This window comes from Enterobacter cloacae complex sp. 2015409 (assembly GCF_041365315.1).
Classification (GTDB): Bacteria; Pseudomonadota; Gammaproteobacteria; order Enterobacterales; family Enterobacteriaceae; genus Enterobacter; species Enterobacter pseudoroggenkampii.
This window is the reverse complement of the sequence record NZ_JBFTVM010000001.1, coordinates 1672412-1688186: the sequence shown is the minus strand read 5'-3', so window position 1 is coordinate 1688186 and position 15775 is coordinate 1672412. Positions and strand designations below refer to the sequence as shown.

Sequence of the window (15775 nt, the reverse complement as noted above, 5' to 3'; positions counted from 1 at the left end):
GGCAAGAGGGAAAATGCAATTTTCTCTCTGATTTCACGCGATTGCTGTATTACCGCGCAAAGTGAAGAGAAAGTAGCCGCCGGGTGGCGGCTACTGCGTATTTAACGGGCAGCGCGTTGCAAAATGATCGTTGATGGCTGGCGCTGCAGGAAGCGCATGCGCATCATCATCATAATCGCCGCCGACGTCAGGCCGATGATAAAGCCCATCCAGAACCCCGCTGGTCCCATGCGGTCAACCACAAGGTCGGTCAGGGCCAGAATATAACCACACGGCAGACCCAGCACCCAGTAGGCGATGAAAGTGATAAAGAAAATGGAGCGCGTGTCTTTATAACCGCGCAGCACGCCGCTGCCAATCACCTGGATGGAGTCCGAAATCTGGTAAATCGCAGCCAGCAGCATCAGGTGCGATGCCAGCGTAACGACTTCCGGATTGTCGTTATAGAGCAGGGCAATCTGCTCGCGAAGCGCCACGGTGAAAAGCGCTGTGCAAATGGCCATGCAGACGCCGACGCCCAGTCCGGTCCGCGCGGCGGTTTGCGCATCTAGCGTCGAACCTTGTCCCAGGCGGAAGCCCACGCGAATCGTCACTGCCGCGGCCAGCGACATTGGCAGGACGAACATCAGGGAGCTGAAGTTCAGCGCAATCTGGTGCCCGGCCACGTTCACAATGCCCAGCGGGGAGACCAGCAGGGCAACCACGGCAAACAGGGTCACCTCAAAGAACAGCGCAAGGGCAATCGGCAACCCTAACTGCACCAGACGCGTCATGATGCTCCAGTCCGGCGTGCTGAATCTGTTCTCGTTACGAATATCGCGCATTGAGCGGGCGCGCTTCACGAAGGTAAGCATCGAGAAGAACATGACCCAGTAAACGGCTGCCGTCGCCACGCCGCAGCCGACGCCGCCCAGCTCCGGCATCCCGAAATGACCGTAAATAAAGACATAGTTAACCGGGATGTTGACCAGCAGCCCGATAAAACCCATCACCATGCCGGGCTTGGTTTTCGCCAGGCCTTCACACTGGTTACGCGCCACCTGGAAAAAGAGGTAGCCCGGCGCGCCCCAGAGCAGCGCGCGCAGATAGCCCACGGCTTTGTCCGCCAGCGCCGGGTCAATATTATGCATAGCGCGAATGATATGGCCCGCGTTCCAGAGCACCACCATGATCAGCACGGAGACAAACCCTGCCAGCCAGAAACCCTGGCGAACCTGATGGGCGATGCGCTCGCGACGGCCTGAGCCATTGAGCTGAGCGATAACAGGCGTGAGCGCGAGCAGCAGACCGTGACCGAACAGGATGGCCGGAAGCCAGATTGACGTGCCGATAGCCACGGCTGCCATGTCGGTGGCGCTGTAGCCACCTGCCATTACCGTATCCACAAATCCCATTGCGGTCTGGGCCACTTGCGCGACGATCACTGGTATAGCCAGTGCCAATAACTGGCGCGCTTCATTCATGTACTTCTGCACGTGAACACCTTTATTTTGTAGTTATTTGAGAGACTAAAAAAGCCGCCGAAACGGGCAGCAAGAAGAAAATGCAGGGGGGTGCCAGCTATTGTAGCGGGCTTTAGCTATTTATCTAGTGAAAAAATCGCCAGAAAATGCGCTCCGCTGGCAACCTGTTTTTCCAACTGTTATTGTGGAGGGATTAAACGGTGTCATCACCGTTCGGAAAAAACAGGAGTTGTAAGCATGTTTACTGGTATTGTGCAGGGCACTGCCAAAGTGGTGTCCATTGATGAAAAACCTAATTTCCGTACTCATGTTGTTGAGCTGCCGGAATATATGCTTGAGGGTATCGAAACCGGCGCCTCGATTGCCCATAACGGCTGCTGCCTGACCGTGACCGAAATTAACGGCAACCAGATTAGCTTTGATTTAATGAAAGAGACGCTGCGGATCACTAACCTGGGCGAGCTGGTGGTAGGCGATACCGTCAACGTTGAGCGCGCGGCGAAGTTCAGCGATGAGATTGGCGGCCATTTGATGTCGGGGCACATCATGACCACTGCCGAAGTGGCGAAAATCGTGACCTCGGAAAATAACCGTCAAATCTGGTTTAAAATGCAGGACCCGTCATTAATGAAATACATCCTCTATAAAGGATTTATTGGCATCGATGGGATTAGCCTGACCGTGGGAGAAGTGACGCCAACGCGTTTTTGCGTGCATTTAATTCCTGAAACGCTGCAGCGCACTACGCTGGGCGCCAAAAAACTGGGGCATCGCGTGAATATCGAAATCGATCCGCAAACCCAGGCGGTGGTGGATACGGTTGAACGCGTGCTGGCAGCTAAAGAAGCCGCAATAATAAAGACCGCAGAAGAAGAATAAAAAATAACCCCGGCTATCCGGGGTTATTTTTTTAGCGTGCGACACGCAGTCCGTGTTCAATCCCCCGGCTGAATACCACCTGCCAGAGCTGAATATCCCGTGCGCGAAACGCCCCCGCGCAGGCATTCAGATAATAGCTAAACATCCGTTTGAATCGTTCTGAATAGTTGTCCGCAATCTCGGGCCAGGCTTTCTGGAAACGTTCATGCCACGCCATTAAGGTGGTGTCGTAGTCCGCACCAAAGTTATGCCAGTCTTCCATCACGAAATGGGATTCACTGGCGTTGGCGATCTGGCGAACGGACGGTAAACAGCCATTCGGAAAGATGTATTTATTGATCCACGGGTCAACGTTATTGTCGGTCCGCTTAGAGCCGATGGTGTGCAGCAGGAAGAGCCCGTCCGGTTTCAGATTACGATCCACCACCTCAAAGTAGGTATCGTAGTTTTTTGGCCCCACGTGCTCGAACATGCCGACGGAAACGATCCGGTCGAACTGCTCGTTCAGGTCACGGTAGTCCTGCAGCCGGATATCCACATCAAGACCCTGACAGCGCTCTCGCGCCATTTTTTGCTGTTCCGCTGAAATCGTGACGCCCACTACGCTGACGCCATAGTGCTTCGCCATAAAATACGCCAGCCCACCCCAGCCGCAGCCGATATCCAGCACGCGCATGCCGGGCTGTAGCTGCAGCTTCTCGCTAATCAGACGCAGCTTTGCCTGCTGCGCTTCCTCAAGCGTCGACGCGTCTTTCCAGTAGGCGCAGGAGTACTGCATGAACGGGTCCAGCATACGGCTGAACAGGTCATTGCCGAGATCGTAATGCTCTTTGCCGACGATCCACGCGCGTTTTTTACTTTGCAGATTGAACAGTCGGGCAGAGGCGACGCGCAGGGTGTCTTTCAGATTGCGCGGGAGTTGGTTTTCCAGACCGGCACGCAGCACGCTGGCAAAAAAGGTATCCAGACGTTCGCACTCCCACCAGCCGTCCATATAACTTTCTCCCAGGCCTAACGATCCCTCCCGCAATACGCGTTTAAAAAAGTCGGGATGTTTAACCTGAGGATCGGATGGCGATGATCCATTGATAGTGATGCCTGCTCGACCTAACAGTTCACTGACGATCCGGGACCAGTTGTCGTCCGGAACGCTGACTTCTTCTATACACGATGAACTCATAGCTTCTCCATCACCCTGATGTGATCAGAACCTTCAAACAGCGTAGACGCTTTTTTTGGTTTGTGAGAAATCTCACGGTAAATACCGCGAGGCTAATATCCGACGTAGAACAGAGGAAGGGAGATAACCCTTGCCGAAATGCCTTCCATGGTAAAACGGGAGCACTCCGGCTCCCGTTAACACTTAATATTTATCGTATTTAATCGAACCAAATTTAGTATAGGCCTCAAAATTTGGTGATTCAATAGAAAATTGTTAGCAACCTAATCACTGAAATGTAACATGATTTCTGGCGCAATCAGGCATGCGAGGTTTCCACCTGAGCGCCGCTATCCTGCTCACGCTGCGCGGAGGCCTGCATGCGATAGCCCATCACCGCCAGCGCAACGGTGACCAGCATCACGCTGGTGGTGGTTAACAGTGGCGTCGCAATCAGCGCCGAGACCACCAGACTTGCCAGGAAGCACAGACCCAGCTGCAGGGTATTTTGCAGCGCGGCGGCGCGGCCTGTCGCCTGCGGGAACGGACGCAACGCTTGGGCTACAACAATCGGGTAAATCGCCCCGTTCGCGACGGCCATCACGCAGAAGGGGATCAAAATTTCAGCCAGGCCCGCGCCCGGAATAAACCCGACGGCCCAGGTACCGATGACGCTCAGCGCATACAGCACCAGCAGCCATGGCAGCATCTGCTGACCTTCCCATTTTTGCAGCGCCGCGCGACAGCCGTACCCGCCCACCAGGAAGGCGATAGTCTGCGGAACATAGCTCAAACCGATGGCCGCCGGGCTGTAGCCCATATCGTGCAGAATGAACGGCGAGCCGGTAAGCCACGCGAAGAAGCTGGCCGAACAGGCGGCGTAAATCAGGACATTGCCGCGATACGCTTTGGCGCTCAGCAGGGAGGTGAAGGTAATCGGCTTCGCATCCGCATGCGCCTCTTTTTTATGCGCGGGCTTGAGGGCAAACGCCGGCAGCATCAGTACCAGCGTGATGGCAAACAGCGTGGCAAAAATGGCCTGCCAGTCAAAGTGCGCGAGGATCCAGCTGCCCAGCAGCGGAGCCAGGGCAGGGGAAAGACCCACCAGCGGCATAATGGTGGCGAAAATACGGTTTGTGCGGTTAGCCGGATAGTAGTCGGTCACCAGCGCCTGCCAGGTCACCGCCGCAGCACAGACGCCCACGGCCTGAATAAAGCGCAGCACCAGCAGCCAGGTGGCATCGCGCACCCACAGCATCCCCAGGCAGCCCACGGCAAAAATGGCCAGACCCAGCAGCAGTACCGGTTTACGACCAAAGCGATCCGAGAGCGGTCCCCACAGCAGCTGCGCGAAAGCAAAACCGGCAAGGAACAGGCTCAGGCTGGCGCTGATGGCCGCCGCAGGGGTTTGCAGGTCTTCCTGCATCGCGGCAAACGCGGGCAGGTACATGTCGGTGGCCAAAAAGCCCAGCACGCTTAAGCCGCCGAGCCAGACTAAAAATCCTTTCCTGGGTTGCATTCTCTTATTCTCCTGAGGAGGCAGGTGTACGTTGGCGCAGAGTGTAGGGAGTGCAAAGCCGCTTGTGAAACGCTAATATTTGGCGGGTGCATTCAAATTTTTTGCAGGCAGAAAATGTGGTCAGATTATTCTCTTGAAGTGGTCGATGCTGTCGCGCGTAACGGCAGCTTTAGCGGTGCAGCGCAGGAGCTGCACCGCGTCCCTTCGGCCATCAGCTACACGGTGCGTCAGCTGGAGGAGTGGCTGGCGGTTCCGCTGTTTGAGCGGCGCCATCGTGATGTGGAATTAACGCCCGCAGGGGCGTGGTTTTTGAAGGAAGGGCGTTCTGTTATCAAAAAAATGCAGATCACCCGCGAACAGTGTCAGCAGATCGCTAACGGCTGGCGGGGGCATCTTTCCATCGCGGTGGATAACATCGTTAAGCCGGAACGTACCCGGCAGATGATCGTCGATTTCTATCGTCATTTTTCAGATGTCGAGCTGCGGGTCTCGCAGGAGGTGTTCAACGGCGTCTGGGATGCGCTGGCGGACGGCAGGGCAGAGATGGCAATCGGGGCCACGCAGGCGATCCCGGTCGGGGGACGTTACGCCTTTCGCGATATGGGGATGCTGAGCTGGAAGTGCGTGGTGGCAAGCGATCATCCGCTGGCGGCGATGGAGGGGCCGCTCAGCGATGATACGCTGCGCAACTGGCCGTCGCTGGTGCTGGAGGATACCTCCCGTTCATTGCCCAAGCGTATCACCTGGCTTCTGGACAACCAGCGGCGGGTGGTGGCCCCTGACTGGGAATCGTCGGCGACGTGCCTCAGCGCCGGACTGTGCGTCGCGATGGTGCCCGTTCATTTCGCGCGTCCGCGCATCGATACCGGAGAGTGGGTTGAGCTGACGCTGGAGAATCCGTTCCCGGATGCGGCCTGCTGCCTGACCTGGCAGCAAAGTGATGTCTCGCCTGCGATGGCCTGGCTGCTGGATTATCTGGGAGACAGCGAAACGCTAAACCGGGAATGGTTACGGGAGCCAGCGTAGCTGGCCCCGTAAAGCGATTAACGACGGTAATCGCGGAACGGACCGTCCGCAACGGAACGGCGTTCGATAAGACGCGGGTGAACTTCAATGGACTGCGACTCTTCACGTTTGTTGACGATCCTGTCCATCAGCATATTGAAGGCCGTTTCGCCCAGCGAATCTTTCGGCTGGTGAATGGTGGTTAACGCTGGCGTGAAGAAACGCGCGTTACGCACGTTGTCATACCCGATCACCGAAATATCCTGCGGTACACGCAGACCCAGCTCGTCGGCAGCGCAGAGCGCGCCCATTGCCATGATGTCACCCCCGCAGAAAACGGCGGTCGGACGGTGTGGCTGGGAGACGATCTGCTGCATTGCGCGGTAGCCCGACTCCGGCTCAAAGTCACCCTGCACAATCCAGTTTTCCGGCACGTTGATCAGCGCTTCTTCCATCGCTTTCATAAAACCGGCCAGACGGCCCGCGCCGGTGTTGCGCTCCAGCGGACCGGGGATCACGCCAATCTCGCGGTGACCGCGTTCGATCAGATAACGACCGGCCATATAGCCGCCTTCGAAGGCATTATCGATAACGGAATCAGTGAAATCCGCGCGCGCTTCACCCCAGTCCATGACCACCATAGGAATATGGCGATACTCTTCGAGCATCGACAGCACGGATTCCGGGTACTCGGAACACATTACCAGCAGGCCATCAACGCGCTTTTGCGCCATCATCGACAGATAGGCGCGCTGTTTTTCAATGCTGTTCCACGCGTTGCCCAGAATCAGGGTATAACCTTTCTGGAAGCAGTTTTTCTCAACCGCTTCAATGATCTCGGCAAAATAGGCCGCTTCACTGCTGGTGGCCAGCAATCCAATGGACTTGGTGTGATTAACCTTGAGGCTGCGCGCAACCGCACTTGGCGAATAGTGCAGCTCTTTGATCGCTGCCCAGACGGCGTTGCGCGTCTCTTCCGCCACAAAGCGGGTTTTGTTAATTACATGTGATACGGTTGTAGTGGAAACGTTTGCGCGTTTTGCTACGTCTTTAATTGTTGCCATTAAATGTCACTCCAGACCATATCCTAAACTCCTGAAAAACTTGAAGGTAAACGTTTGCCTTCTCTCACCCTTATCACGCAATCTTGAATTGCGGCACGCCGGGAAAACGACACGGGACGTCAGGAGGGGGTCAATGGCCGGTACGCTAATAAATTTAGCGTGGAATTTTGTCCTATCTTGATGAAAAGGGGAAGAGGTAAAGTGTTTATCAGCCTAAATCCAGGAAGATTTTTGACGTAAATTATGCAAAAATGAGCAGGCTCACTTTTCGTGGGGGGATTAAAAGGAGAAAAATTGATGAGTTCCGATCTGAAGTTTTCGCTGTTCACCACCGTTATTGTGCTGGCTCTGATTGTCGCGGCCGGTCTGACGGCTGCGCTGCACTGATTTACGCGGAGGGAGAGCCTTCTCCCTCCCGATCGACCCGATTGTTACTTCTCTGGCAAAAATCTTTTGCCATTTTGTTAACTTCTCATTTTTTGTGATTGATGTCATGCTTTCCGCTTCTTTGTTCTGTGTCACCACATGACACGGCATCCGGAGTTGACGCATGAAAATCAATTTTCCCCTGCTGGCCCTGGCGATTGGCGCTTTTGGGATTGGCACCACTGAATTCTCCCCGATGGGGTTACTGCCCGTCATCGCCCGCGGCGTGGACGTCTCGATCCCTGCGGCAGGGATGTTAATCAGCGCCTATGCTATCGGCGTGATGGTGGGGGCGCCGCTGATGACGCTTCTCCTTTCGCACCGCGCGCGCCGCAATGCGCTGATTTTCCTGATGGCGATTTTCACCCTGGGCAACGTGCTTTCGGCCATTTCGCCGGACTACACCACGCTGATGCTGTCGCGTATTCTGACCAGCCTTAACCACGGCGCGTTCTTCGGGCTGGGATCGGTCGTGGCTGCCAGCGTGGTGCCAAAACATAAGCAGGCCAGCGCCGTAGCAACCATGTTTATGGGGCTAACGATTGCCAACATCGGCGGGGTGCCTGCGGCAACCTGGCTGGGGGAAGCGATCGGCTGGCGGATGTCATTCCTGGCGACGGCCGGGCTGGGCGTGGTCGCGATGGTGGCGCTGTTCTTCTCCCTGCCGAAAGGCAGCGCGGGTGAACGTCCTGACGTGCGCAGAGAGCTGTCGGTGCTGGTGCGCCCGCAGGTGCTCTCCGCGCTGCTCACCACCGTGCTGGGGGCAGGGGCGATGTTTACCCTCTACACCTATATTTCACCGGTATTGCATGACATCACCCACGCAACGCCTCTCTTTGTGACCGCGATGCTGGTGCTGATAGGCGTGGGCTTCTCGATCGGCAACTATCTCGGTGGGAAATTTGCCGACCGTTCCGTAAGCGGCACGCTGAAGGGCTTCTTAACCCTGCTGATTGTCATCATGATTGCCATTCCGTGGCTGGCGCGTAATGAGTTTGGCGCCGCGATCGCGATGGTCGTCTGGGGAGCCGCCACCTTTGCCGTGGTGCCGCCGCTGCAGATGCGCGTGATGCGTGTTGCGCATGAAGCGCCGGGCCTCTCATCGTCGGTCAACATCGGCGCCTTCAACCTGGGCAACGCGCTCGGTGCGGCGGCCGGTGGGGCCGTGATTTCAGGGGGACTGGGGTACAGCTTTGTGCCGGTGATGGGGGCGATTATTGCCGCGCTCGGCCTGCTGCTGGTGATGATGTCGGGTCGTAAACAGCCTGAAGCAGCCTGCGCTGCGGAATAAACCAAAAACGCAGAAGGGCGAACCCTTCTGCGTGTCTCTTACGCGGCGAAGTTCTTCGTCACAAAGTCCCAGTTAACCAGTGCCCAGAAGTGCTCCAGGTAGTTCGGGCGCGCGTTGCGGTAATCAATGTAGTAAGCGTGTTCCCATACGTCCACGGTCATCAGCGGCTTAGCGCTGGTGGTCAGCGGGGTGCCTGCGTTAGAGGTGGACACGATAGCCAGTTTGCCATCCGCCTCTTTAACCAGCCACGTCCAGCCCGAGCCGAAGTTCTTGATGGCTGCATCGGTAAATTTCGCTTTGAAATCCGCGAAGCTGCCAAAGGCGGCGTTGATAGCGGTAGCCAGTTCACCGACAGGTTCACCGCCGGCGTTTGGCGCCAGGCAGTGCCAGTAGAAGGTGTGGTTCCACACCTGAGCCGCGTTGTTGAATACGCCACCCTCTGAGCTGCGGACGATCTCTTCCAGCGTTTTGCCTTCAAAATCGGTGCCCTTGATCAGATTGTTCAGGTTAGTGACGTACGTCTGGTGATGCTTGCCGTAATGATATTCCAGGGTTTCCGCAGAAATATGCGGTGCCAGGGCGTCTTTTGCATACGGTAGTGCAGGTAATTCGAACGACATTGCTTCTCTCCTTATTGTATTTTGCGTTGCCAATAACCACACAGACAACAGGGACAGGATAGCAAATTGAAAGGGTATGCAAAAGAGGAACTTACCCTGCCACGGGTGTGGCAGGGTAGGGGTTAGCGAATGGTTTTCGGCGTCATTACGCGACGTGCGCCGACGTAATGGCGTACCCAGTAGTCTTCACTGAGAGAGGTGATCTGAATATCCTGGCCGCTACGTGGTGACTGGATGAATTTTCCGTTGCCGACATAGACGCCGACGTGGTCAGCCGTGCCGCGACCCTGAGTGCGGAAGAATACCAGATCGCCGTTTTCCAGCTCACCGCGGTCAACCGGTGAGGCATCGCGCAGGTGGTACATCTCATTAGCGGTACGAGGAATGCGGAACTTGACCAGATCTTTATAGGCGTAATAGACGAGGCCGCTGCAGTCAAAGCCGGTACGCGGCGAGCTGCCACCCCAGTGATAGGGTTTGCCAATCTGCCCCATCAGTTTGTTCATCGCGGTTTTTTGCGCTTTCTGTACGCGCACTTTATGCACTTCCGCTATTTTCGTGACCTTCGTGCATTTCGCCTTATGGCCTTTACGCGTGATGCATTTTTCAGTAACAAGGTTAGCGGCGGTTTGCGAAGCTTTACTTTTGGCGGAGTGGGCAGTACGGGAAGGTTTGGTTTTCGTCTTGCTGGAAGCGGTCTGTTTCGTCTGAGCCGGTGTTTTTTTCTTGTCGTTCTTAGCGGTGGTTTTTTTCTTACGTTCTGTGGCTTTCACCAGATGGTTTTTTTGTACAGCAGAATGCCGCGCCTGCTGAGAGGCGTTTGCCACTGGCGTGAAAGTGAGTGAAGTAAACAGTAAAGCACAGAGCGTGATCGAGATTTTATTTATCCGCGCCACTGGGCAGTCCCCTGATTAATGCAGGTCATCAATAATACCCGCGTGTGATTTACAAAGCCCGTCGATTCTAATCTATAAAAAGCCAGAAAGTTAATAGCATTTTTCAATCTACAATCGTGTTTCGTAAGCAAGTGCAAAAAAATTCATCGTTCTGTCGCTCATTTGCCCATTCCCTAAGCAAAACCCTGACCGCCGCAGGGGTAAACACCATTTGCAATGCAACTTTTCCTGACTCGGAGTAGAATGTATAAACGTGACAAAAATGTTATTTTCCGATGCCAGTCTGAACCGCTACAATGTCAGACGAATGCCGTAACAGAAGTTAAAGGAAGCAAGACATGAGCACCACTATTGAAAAAATCCAGCGCCAGATCGCTGAAAACCCGATTCTGCTGTATATGAAAGGTTCTCCAAAGCTGCCAAGCTGCGGCTTCTCCGCGCAAGCGGTTCAGGCGCTGTCTGCCTGTGGTGAGCGTTTTGCTTACGTTGATATTCTGCAGAACCCGGACATCCGCGCTGAACTGCCGAAGTACGCGAACTGGCCGACGTTCCCACAGCTGTGGGTAGACGGTGAACTGGTTGGCGGCTGCGATATCCTGATTGAAATGTATCAGCGCGGCGAACTGCAGCAGCTGATCAAAGAGACGGCAGCGAAGTACAAAACGGAAGAGCCGGACGCAGAGTAATTTTCTGCGGAAATAAAAAAGCGACCAGATAAGGTCGCTTTTTTTTATTCTTCGCTGTCATCCATCGGCAGCGGCCAGCCGCCCAGACGCTTCCAGCGGTTGACGATCTCACAGAACAGCTCTGCGGTACGCTCCGTGTCATACAGCGCGGAGTGCGCCTGCGTGCCGTCGAACGGAATGCCAGCCGTAATACAGGCCTTTGATAACACCGTTTGTCCCAGCGCCAGGCCGCTCAGCGCGGCGGTGTCGAAGGTGACAAAAGGATGGAAGGGGTTGCGTTTAAGCGACGCGCGCTCGGCGGCGGCCATGGTAAAGCTGTGATCGAAGGTGGCGTTATGGGCCACCATAATGGCGCGGCTGCAGTTACTCTCTTTCATGCCTTTACGCACCATTTTAAAAATGGCGTGCAGCGCGTCATATTCACTTACTGCACCACGCAGCGGGTTATGCGGATCGATACCGTTAAACGCCAGCGCTTCCGGCTGTAAGTTTGCCCCTTCGAAAGGTTCAACGTGGAAATGCAGCGTGGTGTCCGGTGTAAGCCAGCCCTGTTCATCCATCTTCAGCGTGATGGCGGCAATTTCGAGCAGCGCATCGGTTTTAGCGTTAAATCCGGCTGTTTCTACATCAATGACAACGGGATAAAAACCACGAAAACGGTCGCACAGACCGCTAAATTGAGCGTTATCGGACATCAGGGTCTCTTACATGGGGAAAAAGCAGAGCGCATTATGGCAAATTTTGCGGGGGGATGCAGTAAAACTACGGGCGCACGTTGCGCCCTGAGGGATCAGTTGCCCAGACCGCGACCGGCGTCTTTGGCTTCAATCAGCTCGATTTTGTAACCGTCGGGATCTTCCACAAATGCAATCACGGTGGTGCCACCTTTTACCGGGCCCGCTTCGCGCGTGACGTTACCGCCGTTGCTGCGAATGCGCTCGCACGCTTCGGCCGCGTTGTCCACTTCCAGCGCGATGTGGCCGTAGGCCGTGCCCAGCTCATAGCTGTCAACGCCCCAGTTGTAGGTCAGCTCGATCACCGCTTCATCCGTTTCCGGGCCGTAACCCACGAACGCCAGCGAGTATTTGTATTCAGGGTTTTCGCTGGTGCGCAGCAGCTTCATGCCCAAGACTTTAGTGTAGAAATCGATAGAACGTTGCAGGTCGCCAACGCGCAGCATGGTGTGAAGTAGGCGCATAATTTCCTCATTAACCAATGAAATAGACTGTCTTTTTGAACAGAAACGATGTTTTAGTATAGCGGCGAAATATCGCCGCTATCAATGAACAATGGCGAGATTACAGAGAAGGGTAGTCGGTGTAGCCTTCCGCGCCGCCGCCGTAGAAGCTTTCCGGACGCTGCGGGTTGAGCGCTGCTTTTTTCTGCAGACGAGCAACCAGGTCCGGGTTGGCGATGTAGTCGCGGCCAAACGCGACAGCATCAATCAGCCCTTTGCCGATCAGGTCTTCGGCTTTCTCCGGGGTATAGGCGCCTGCACCGATGATCACGCCGTGGAAGCGCTCGCGCACTTTCTGACGGAAAGCATCCGTGTAAGGCTTACCGCCGGCCCAGTCAGGCTCGGACATGTGCAGATAAGCGATGCCACGTTTAGCCAGTTCTTCGATCAGGTACAGAGCATCCGCTTCCTCGTTCGGTCCGTTGTCGACGTTCTGGAAAGACCCGATTGGGGAAACGCGAATGCCGATACGGTCCGGGCTCCACTCCTTGCATACCGCATCCACCACTTCCAGCACCAGACGGGCGCGGTTTTCGACGCTTCCGCCGTACTGGTCGGTGCGATGGTTAGACGACGGCGACAGGAACTGGTGCAGCAGATAGCCATGCGCGGAGTGCAGCTCAATCAGGTCAAACCCGGCTTCACGGGCGTTTGCCACGGCCTGGCGGAAGTCGTTAACAATCCCCGGGATTTCGTTCAGCTCCAGCGCACGCGGCATAGAGGTATCCACGCGGATCGCATTGCCGTTTTCATCGCGCAGGGACGTACGGGTATTGGCGCTCAGGGCCGAAGCGGAGACCGGTGCCTGGCCGCCAGGTTGAATGCTGCTGTGAGAGATACGACCGGTATGCCACAGCTGGACCGCAATGCGACCCTCTTCAGCGTGGACGCCCGCGGTGATTTTCTGCCATGCGGCGATCTGTTCCGGGCTGTGAAGACCCGGCGCACCCGCATAACCCTTAGCCTGAGCAGAAATCTGCGTGGCTTCGGTGATAATCAGGCCAGAGCTTGCGCGCTGACGATAGTATTCACCCATCAGTGGGGTTGGGATGTCACCCGGCTCAATGCTGCGCAGACGGGTCAGCGGAGCCATGAACACGCGGTTTGGCGCCGTGACGGCACCTACTTTCAATGGGGTAAACAGTTTTTCAGCTGACATAAAGACTCCTGAGTAGACCAGTCGACTAGTAATAAGGTAAATAAAAAGCGCCCATTATACGTCAGGCGCAGTAATGCTGTTTTTCACATGTGCCAGCGCGCTTTCCAGCGGCACGGCACTGCGCGAAATTTTTGCCTGCAGGTTGGCCCCTAACCAGAGGGAATAGAGCACCTGAGACTGCATCAAGGGGTCGCCGGTAAAGGCCAGCGTTTTTTCGTCGCGGCCTTTTTCCAGCGCCTGAGCCAGCAGGGCGATCACGCCGCGGGCACCTTTATCCATCGCTGTGCGCATATCTTCAGAAAGATCGCACACTTCTGCAGACAGTTTAACGGTCAGACAACCGCTGATAATGCCCTGCTGACAGAACTGGTTCAGCGTTTCCTGATAGTAGTTCAGAACACGATCCCGGTAGTTACCTTCACCCGATGCAAAGTGGGTCGCCAGACGCTGGTGGTAGCCAGCATAATGACGCTCCAGCATCGCTACGCCGAAGGCCTCTTTGGACCGAAAGTAGTGATAAAACGACCCTTTCGGTACCTCAGCGGTTTTTAATAACTCGCTCAACCCCATACCGGTAAACCCGCGATGCATACAAAGTTGCTCGCCGGTCGCCAGTAGATGTTCGCGGGTATCGTGTTCAGTATTTCTGCTCATGGCCGCACTCTAATAGACCGTTCGGTCTAATGCAAGCGAGTTTACTGACGACATGCGCTCAGTATATCCAGCTGCTGTTGATAAACCATTGATTTCACGTCCATCATACCCAGCACGGTCGAGAACAAATTGTCCTGAGAAACCGCATTTTTTGCTGCATGGTCACGCAAACACTGTTCGTTGATGCCAAAGTTTTTCGCGTAATCCGGTGACAGCCAGAACATAAATGGAATATGCGTTTGCTGCTCCGGCGCCAGCATGTACGGTGTACCGTGCAGATAAATACCGCTTTCACCCAGTGATTCACCGTGATCGGAGAGATAAATCAGCGCGGTGTTCATGCTCGCCTGACGGGCTTTCAGCGCATCAATGGTTTTGCTGACCATGCTGTCGGTATACAGGATGGTGTTGTCATAGGTATTCATCAGCGCCTGATGATCGCAATCCTGAATTTCATTGGTGTCGCAGGTTGGGGTGAATTTCCGGAAAGTGTCCGGGTAACGGCGATAGTACGCCGGACCGTGGCTGCCCATCAGGTGGATAACCAGCACCGTGTCCTGCTTCAGACCATCCAGCACGTTGTCCAGACGGTAGAAATTCACATCATCAATACAGGATTTGTCTTTGCAGAATTGATCCAACTGCCACTGCGTCATGTCGGTATGGGGCACGCGATCGCAGGCGCCTTTACAGCCGCCGTCGTTGTCGCGCCACAGCAGGTTGACACCCGCATGCTTGAGCACGTCGAGCAGCCCCTCGCGATGGTGAGCCAGGTCGGCATCGTATTTGCTGCGCGTCATGCCCGAGAACATGCACGGAACGGAAACCGCGGTTTCGGTACCGCATGAGGAAGCCTGCGGGAAGTTAATCACATCCTGCTTTTTCAGCTCCGGGTTCGTTTCACGATCGTAACCATTAAGGGAGTAGTTCGCCGCACGAGAGGCTTCCCCAACGACCAGTACCAGAACGGTTTTCTTTTGTTGACCGGTAATCAGTGGCCCTTTATGGGCATCTTCACCAATACGCACCAGCGTTTGATCGCCAGCAAACCAGCGCATTTTGCTGTACTTCACCACGGCGCTGACATAGTTCGCCGGGGTGACCATTTTGACGATGCTTTTGTTGTTGCGGAACAGCGACGCGTAGTCTTTATAAAACAGCGCGGCAATCAGGATAATCACCAGCAGAGCGCCGAGCATCGCGGCCACACGCGTCAGCAGCGCGTACCACCATTTTCCGGTACGAATACGGGTCAACGCCAGCACCACGGAAGGCACGAGGCCAGCGATGACAATCCACAGAATCATCTGCGGGGTCACCAGGGCCGTCGCTTCCTGAGAGTTAGTTTCGAACACGTTCACAATCATGTTCTGATCGATCACCGCGCCGTAGGTGTACATAAAGTAGGTTGCCGCGGCGCATCCGATCGTCAATACAATCAGCAGCGGCTTGCGGATATAGGGGATATTCAGCAGGCTAAAGACAATCACCCAGCCGCAAAACAGCACCAGCGGTACGGACGCGGCAAAGAAGATGTCGTGCAGATGCGCAGGGGCAATAATGGCCCAGCTGCGCTGGATAAACAGCCCGTTGATTAGCGTAAAGAAGAGTGCACAGCCCAGAGTAAATTTAATGTCGTTACATTGTAACTTTTTGATTAACCACATCGATCGATGAACCTGTCATTATCATGATGGGCCGAGTATAAAGAGGGAAG

Annotated in this window: 16 protein-coding genes; 5 read left to right on the top strand and 11 right to left on the bottom strand. The window is 55.2% G+C overall.

Annotated elements, in window-relative coordinates; translation table 11 throughout:
- Positions 1–101 precede the first annotated feature (101 nt).
- Entirely contained in the window at positions 102–1475 is a 1374-nt protein-coding gene (mdtK, locus tag ACDO57_RS08170; protein WP_048030745.1) for an MdtK family multidrug efflux MATE transporter, read from the bottom strand.
- 225 nt (positions 1476–1700) lie between these two features.
- On the opposite strand from mdtK, the gene ACDO57_RS08165 reads away from it, so the two are divergent.
- Positions 1701–2342 (top strand): riboflavin synthase, encoded by a 642-nt coding sequence (locus ACDO57_RS08165; RefSeq protein ID WP_008500602.1) that lies wholly within the window; start codon positions 1701–1703, stop codon positions 2340–2342.
- Between the two features lie 31 nt (positions 2343–2373).
- Here ACDO57_RS08165 and cfa read toward each other — a convergent pair whose 3' ends face one another.
- Both cfa and punC read right to left on the bottom strand, forming a co-directional pair.
- Positions 2374–3522, bottom strand: coding sequence for a cyclopropane fatty acyl phospholipid synthase (cfa, locus tag ACDO57_RS08160; protein ID WP_061715421.1), 1149 nt, complete (start codon positions 3520–3522; stop codon positions 2374–2376).
- Between the two features lie 298 nt (positions 3523–3820).
- The gene (gene punC, locus ACDO57_RS08155; RefSeq protein ID WP_061715420.1) at positions 3821–5020 is read right to left on the bottom strand and encodes a purine nucleoside transporter PunC; all 1200 of its coding nucleotides are present in this window, start codon (positions 5018–5020) and stop codon (positions 3821–3823) included.
- Between the two features lie 114 nt (positions 5021–5134).
- Between punC and punR the strand changes: the two genes are divergently transcribed.
- Complete coding sequence (punR, locus tag ACDO57_RS08150; RefSeq protein ID WP_024909370.1) at positions 5135–6046, top strand: DNA-binding transcriptional activator PunR; 912 nt, start codon at positions 5135–5137, stop codon at positions 6044–6046.
- Positions 6047–6063: 17 nt separating this feature from the next.
- Here the strand turns inward: punR and purR are convergent, their stop codons facing one another.
- Positions 6064–7089 (bottom strand): HTH-type transcriptional repressor PurR, encoded by a 1026-nt coding sequence (purR, locus tag ACDO57_RS08145; RefSeq protein ID WP_023335431.1) that lies wholly within the window; start codon positions 7087–7089, stop codon positions 6064–6066.
- 297 nt (positions 7090–7386) lie between these two features.
- Between purR and ACDO57_RS08140 the strand changes: the two genes are divergently transcribed.
- Both ACDO57_RS08140 and ACDO57_RS08135 read left to right on the top strand, forming a co-directional pair.
- On the top strand, positions 7387–7476 hold the full coding sequence (locus ACDO57_RS08140; RefSeq protein ID WP_020688313.1) for a YnhF family membrane protein: 90 nt from the start codon (positions 7387–7389) through the stop codon (positions 7474–7476).
- Positions 7477–7639: 163 nt separating this feature from the next.
- On the top strand, positions 7640–8806 hold the full coding sequence (locus ACDO57_RS08135) for an MFS transporter (protein ID WP_061715418.1): 1167 nt from the start codon (positions 7640–7642) through the stop codon (positions 8804–8806).
- A 38-nt stretch (positions 8807–8844) separates the two neighbouring features.
- On the opposite strand, the gene sodB is transcribed toward ACDO57_RS08135, so the two are convergent.
- Positions 8845–9426, bottom strand: coding sequence for a superoxide dismutase [Fe] (gene sodB, locus ACDO57_RS08130; RefSeq protein ID WP_370883833.1), 582 nt, complete (start codon positions 9424–9426; stop codon positions 8845–8847).
- 122 nt (positions 9427–9548) lie between these two features.
- Complete coding sequence (locus ACDO57_RS08125) at positions 9549–10322, bottom strand: C40 family peptidase (RefSeq protein WP_023311354.1); 774 nt, start codon at positions 10320–10322, stop codon at positions 9549–9551.
- Between the two features lie 338 nt (positions 10323–10660).
- Here ACDO57_RS08125 and grxD point away from each other — a divergent pair, with 338 nt between their 5' ends.
- Positions 10661–11008, top strand: a complete 348-nt coding sequence (gene grxD, locus ACDO57_RS08120; RefSeq protein WP_003832760.1) for a monothiol glutaredoxin 4 — start codon at positions 10661–10663, stop codon at positions 11006–11008.
- A gap of 44 nt (positions 11009–11052) precedes the next feature.
- Here the strand turns inward: grxD and rnt are convergent, their stop codons facing one another.
- The 5 genes from rnt to eptA all read right to left on the bottom strand — a co-directional run bounded on the left by rnt (position 11053) and on the right by eptA (position 15725).
- On the bottom strand, positions 11053–11703 hold the full coding sequence (gene rnt / locus ACDO57_RS08115) for a ribonuclease T (RefSeq protein ID WP_024909368.1): 651 nt from the start codon (positions 11701–11703) through the stop codon (positions 11053–11055).
- A gap of 95 nt (positions 11704–11798) precedes the next feature.
- Positions 11799–12206 carry a lactoylglutathione lyase gene (gene gloA / locus ACDO57_RS08110; RefSeq protein ID WP_175557784.1) on the bottom strand — a complete coding sequence of 136 codons (408 nt, stop codon included), beginning with the start codon at positions 12204–12206 and terminating at the stop codon, positions 11799–11801.
- Between the two features lie 100 nt (positions 12207–12306).
- Positions 12307–13404 carry an alkene reductase gene (locus tag ACDO57_RS08105; protein WP_090417244.1) on the bottom strand — a complete coding sequence of 366 codons (1098 nt, stop codon included), beginning with the start codon at positions 13402–13404 and terminating at the stop codon, positions 12307–12309.
- Positions 13405–13458: 54 nt separating this feature from the next.
- The gene (locus ACDO57_RS08100) at positions 13459–14058 is read right to left on the bottom strand and encodes a TetR/AcrR family transcriptional regulator (RefSeq protein WP_024909366.1); all 600 of its coding nucleotides are present in this window, start codon (positions 14056–14058) and stop codon (positions 13459–13461) included.
- Positions 14059–14099: 41 nt separating this feature from the next.
- On the bottom strand, positions 14100–15725 hold the full coding sequence (gene eptA / locus ACDO57_RS08095) for a phosphoethanolamine transferase EptA (RefSeq protein ID WP_370883832.1): 1626 nt from the start codon (positions 15723–15725) through the stop codon (positions 14100–14102).
- Between the last annotated feature and the right edge of the window lie 50 nt (positions 15726–15775).

What these genes read in the sequence shown, in the direction of transcription:
- punR (WP_024909370.1), top strand. Translation starts at nt 5,135, where the DNA reads ATGTGGTCAGATTATTCTCTTGAAGTGGTCGATGCTGTCGCGCGTAAC.
- grxD (WP_003832760.1), top strand. Translation starts at nt 10,661, where the DNA reads ATGAGCACCACTATTGAAAAAATCCAGCGCCAGATCGCTGAAAACCCG.
- punC (WP_061715420.1), bottom strand. Translation starts at nt 5,020, where the DNA reads ATGCAACCCAGGAAAGGATTTTTAGTCTGGCTCGGCGGCTTAAGCGTG.
- gloA (WP_175557784.1), bottom strand. Translation starts at nt 12,206, where the DNA reads ATGCGCCTACTTCACACCATGCTGCGCGTTGGCGACCTGCAACGTTCT.
- cfa (WP_061715421.1), bottom strand. Translation starts at nt 3,522, where the DNA reads ATGAGTTCATCGTGTATAGAAGAAGTCAGCGTTCCGGACGACAACTGG.
- ACDO57_RS08140 (WP_020688313.1), top strand. Translation starts at nt 7,387, where the DNA reads ATGAGTTCCGATCTGAAGTTTTCGCTGTTCACCACCGTTATTGTGCTG.
- purR (WP_023335431.1), bottom strand. Translation starts at nt 7,089, where the DNA reads ATGGCAACAATTAAAGACGTAGCAAAACGCGCAAACGTTTCCACTACA.
- eptA (WP_370883832.1), bottom strand. Translation starts at nt 15,725, where the DNA reads ATGTGGTTAATCAAAAAGTTACAATGTAACGACATTAAATTTACTCTG.
- ACDO57_RS08100 (WP_024909366.1), bottom strand. Translation starts at nt 14,058, where the DNA reads ATGAGCAGAAATACTGAACACGATACCCGCGAACATCTACTGGCGACC.
- rnt (WP_024909368.1), bottom strand. Translation starts at nt 11,703, where the DNA reads ATGTCCGATAACGCTCAATTTAGCGGTCTGTGCGACCGTTTTCGTGGT.
- sodB (WP_370883833.1), bottom strand. Translation starts at nt 9,426, where the DNA reads ATGTCGTTCGAATTACCTGCACTACCGTATGCAAAAGACGCCCTGGCA.
- ACDO57_RS08135 (WP_061715418.1), top strand. Translation starts at nt 7,640, where the DNA reads ATGAAAATCAATTTTCCCCTGCTGGCCCTGGCGATTGGCGCTTTTGGG.
- ACDO57_RS08165 (WP_008500602.1), top strand. Translation starts at nt 1,701, where the DNA reads ATGTTTACTGGTATTGTGCAGGGCACTGCCAAAGTGGTGTCCATTGAT.
- ACDO57_RS08105 (WP_090417244.1), bottom strand. Translation starts at nt 13,404, where the DNA reads ATGTCAGCTGAAAAACTGTTTACCCCATTGAAAGTAGGTGCCGTCACG.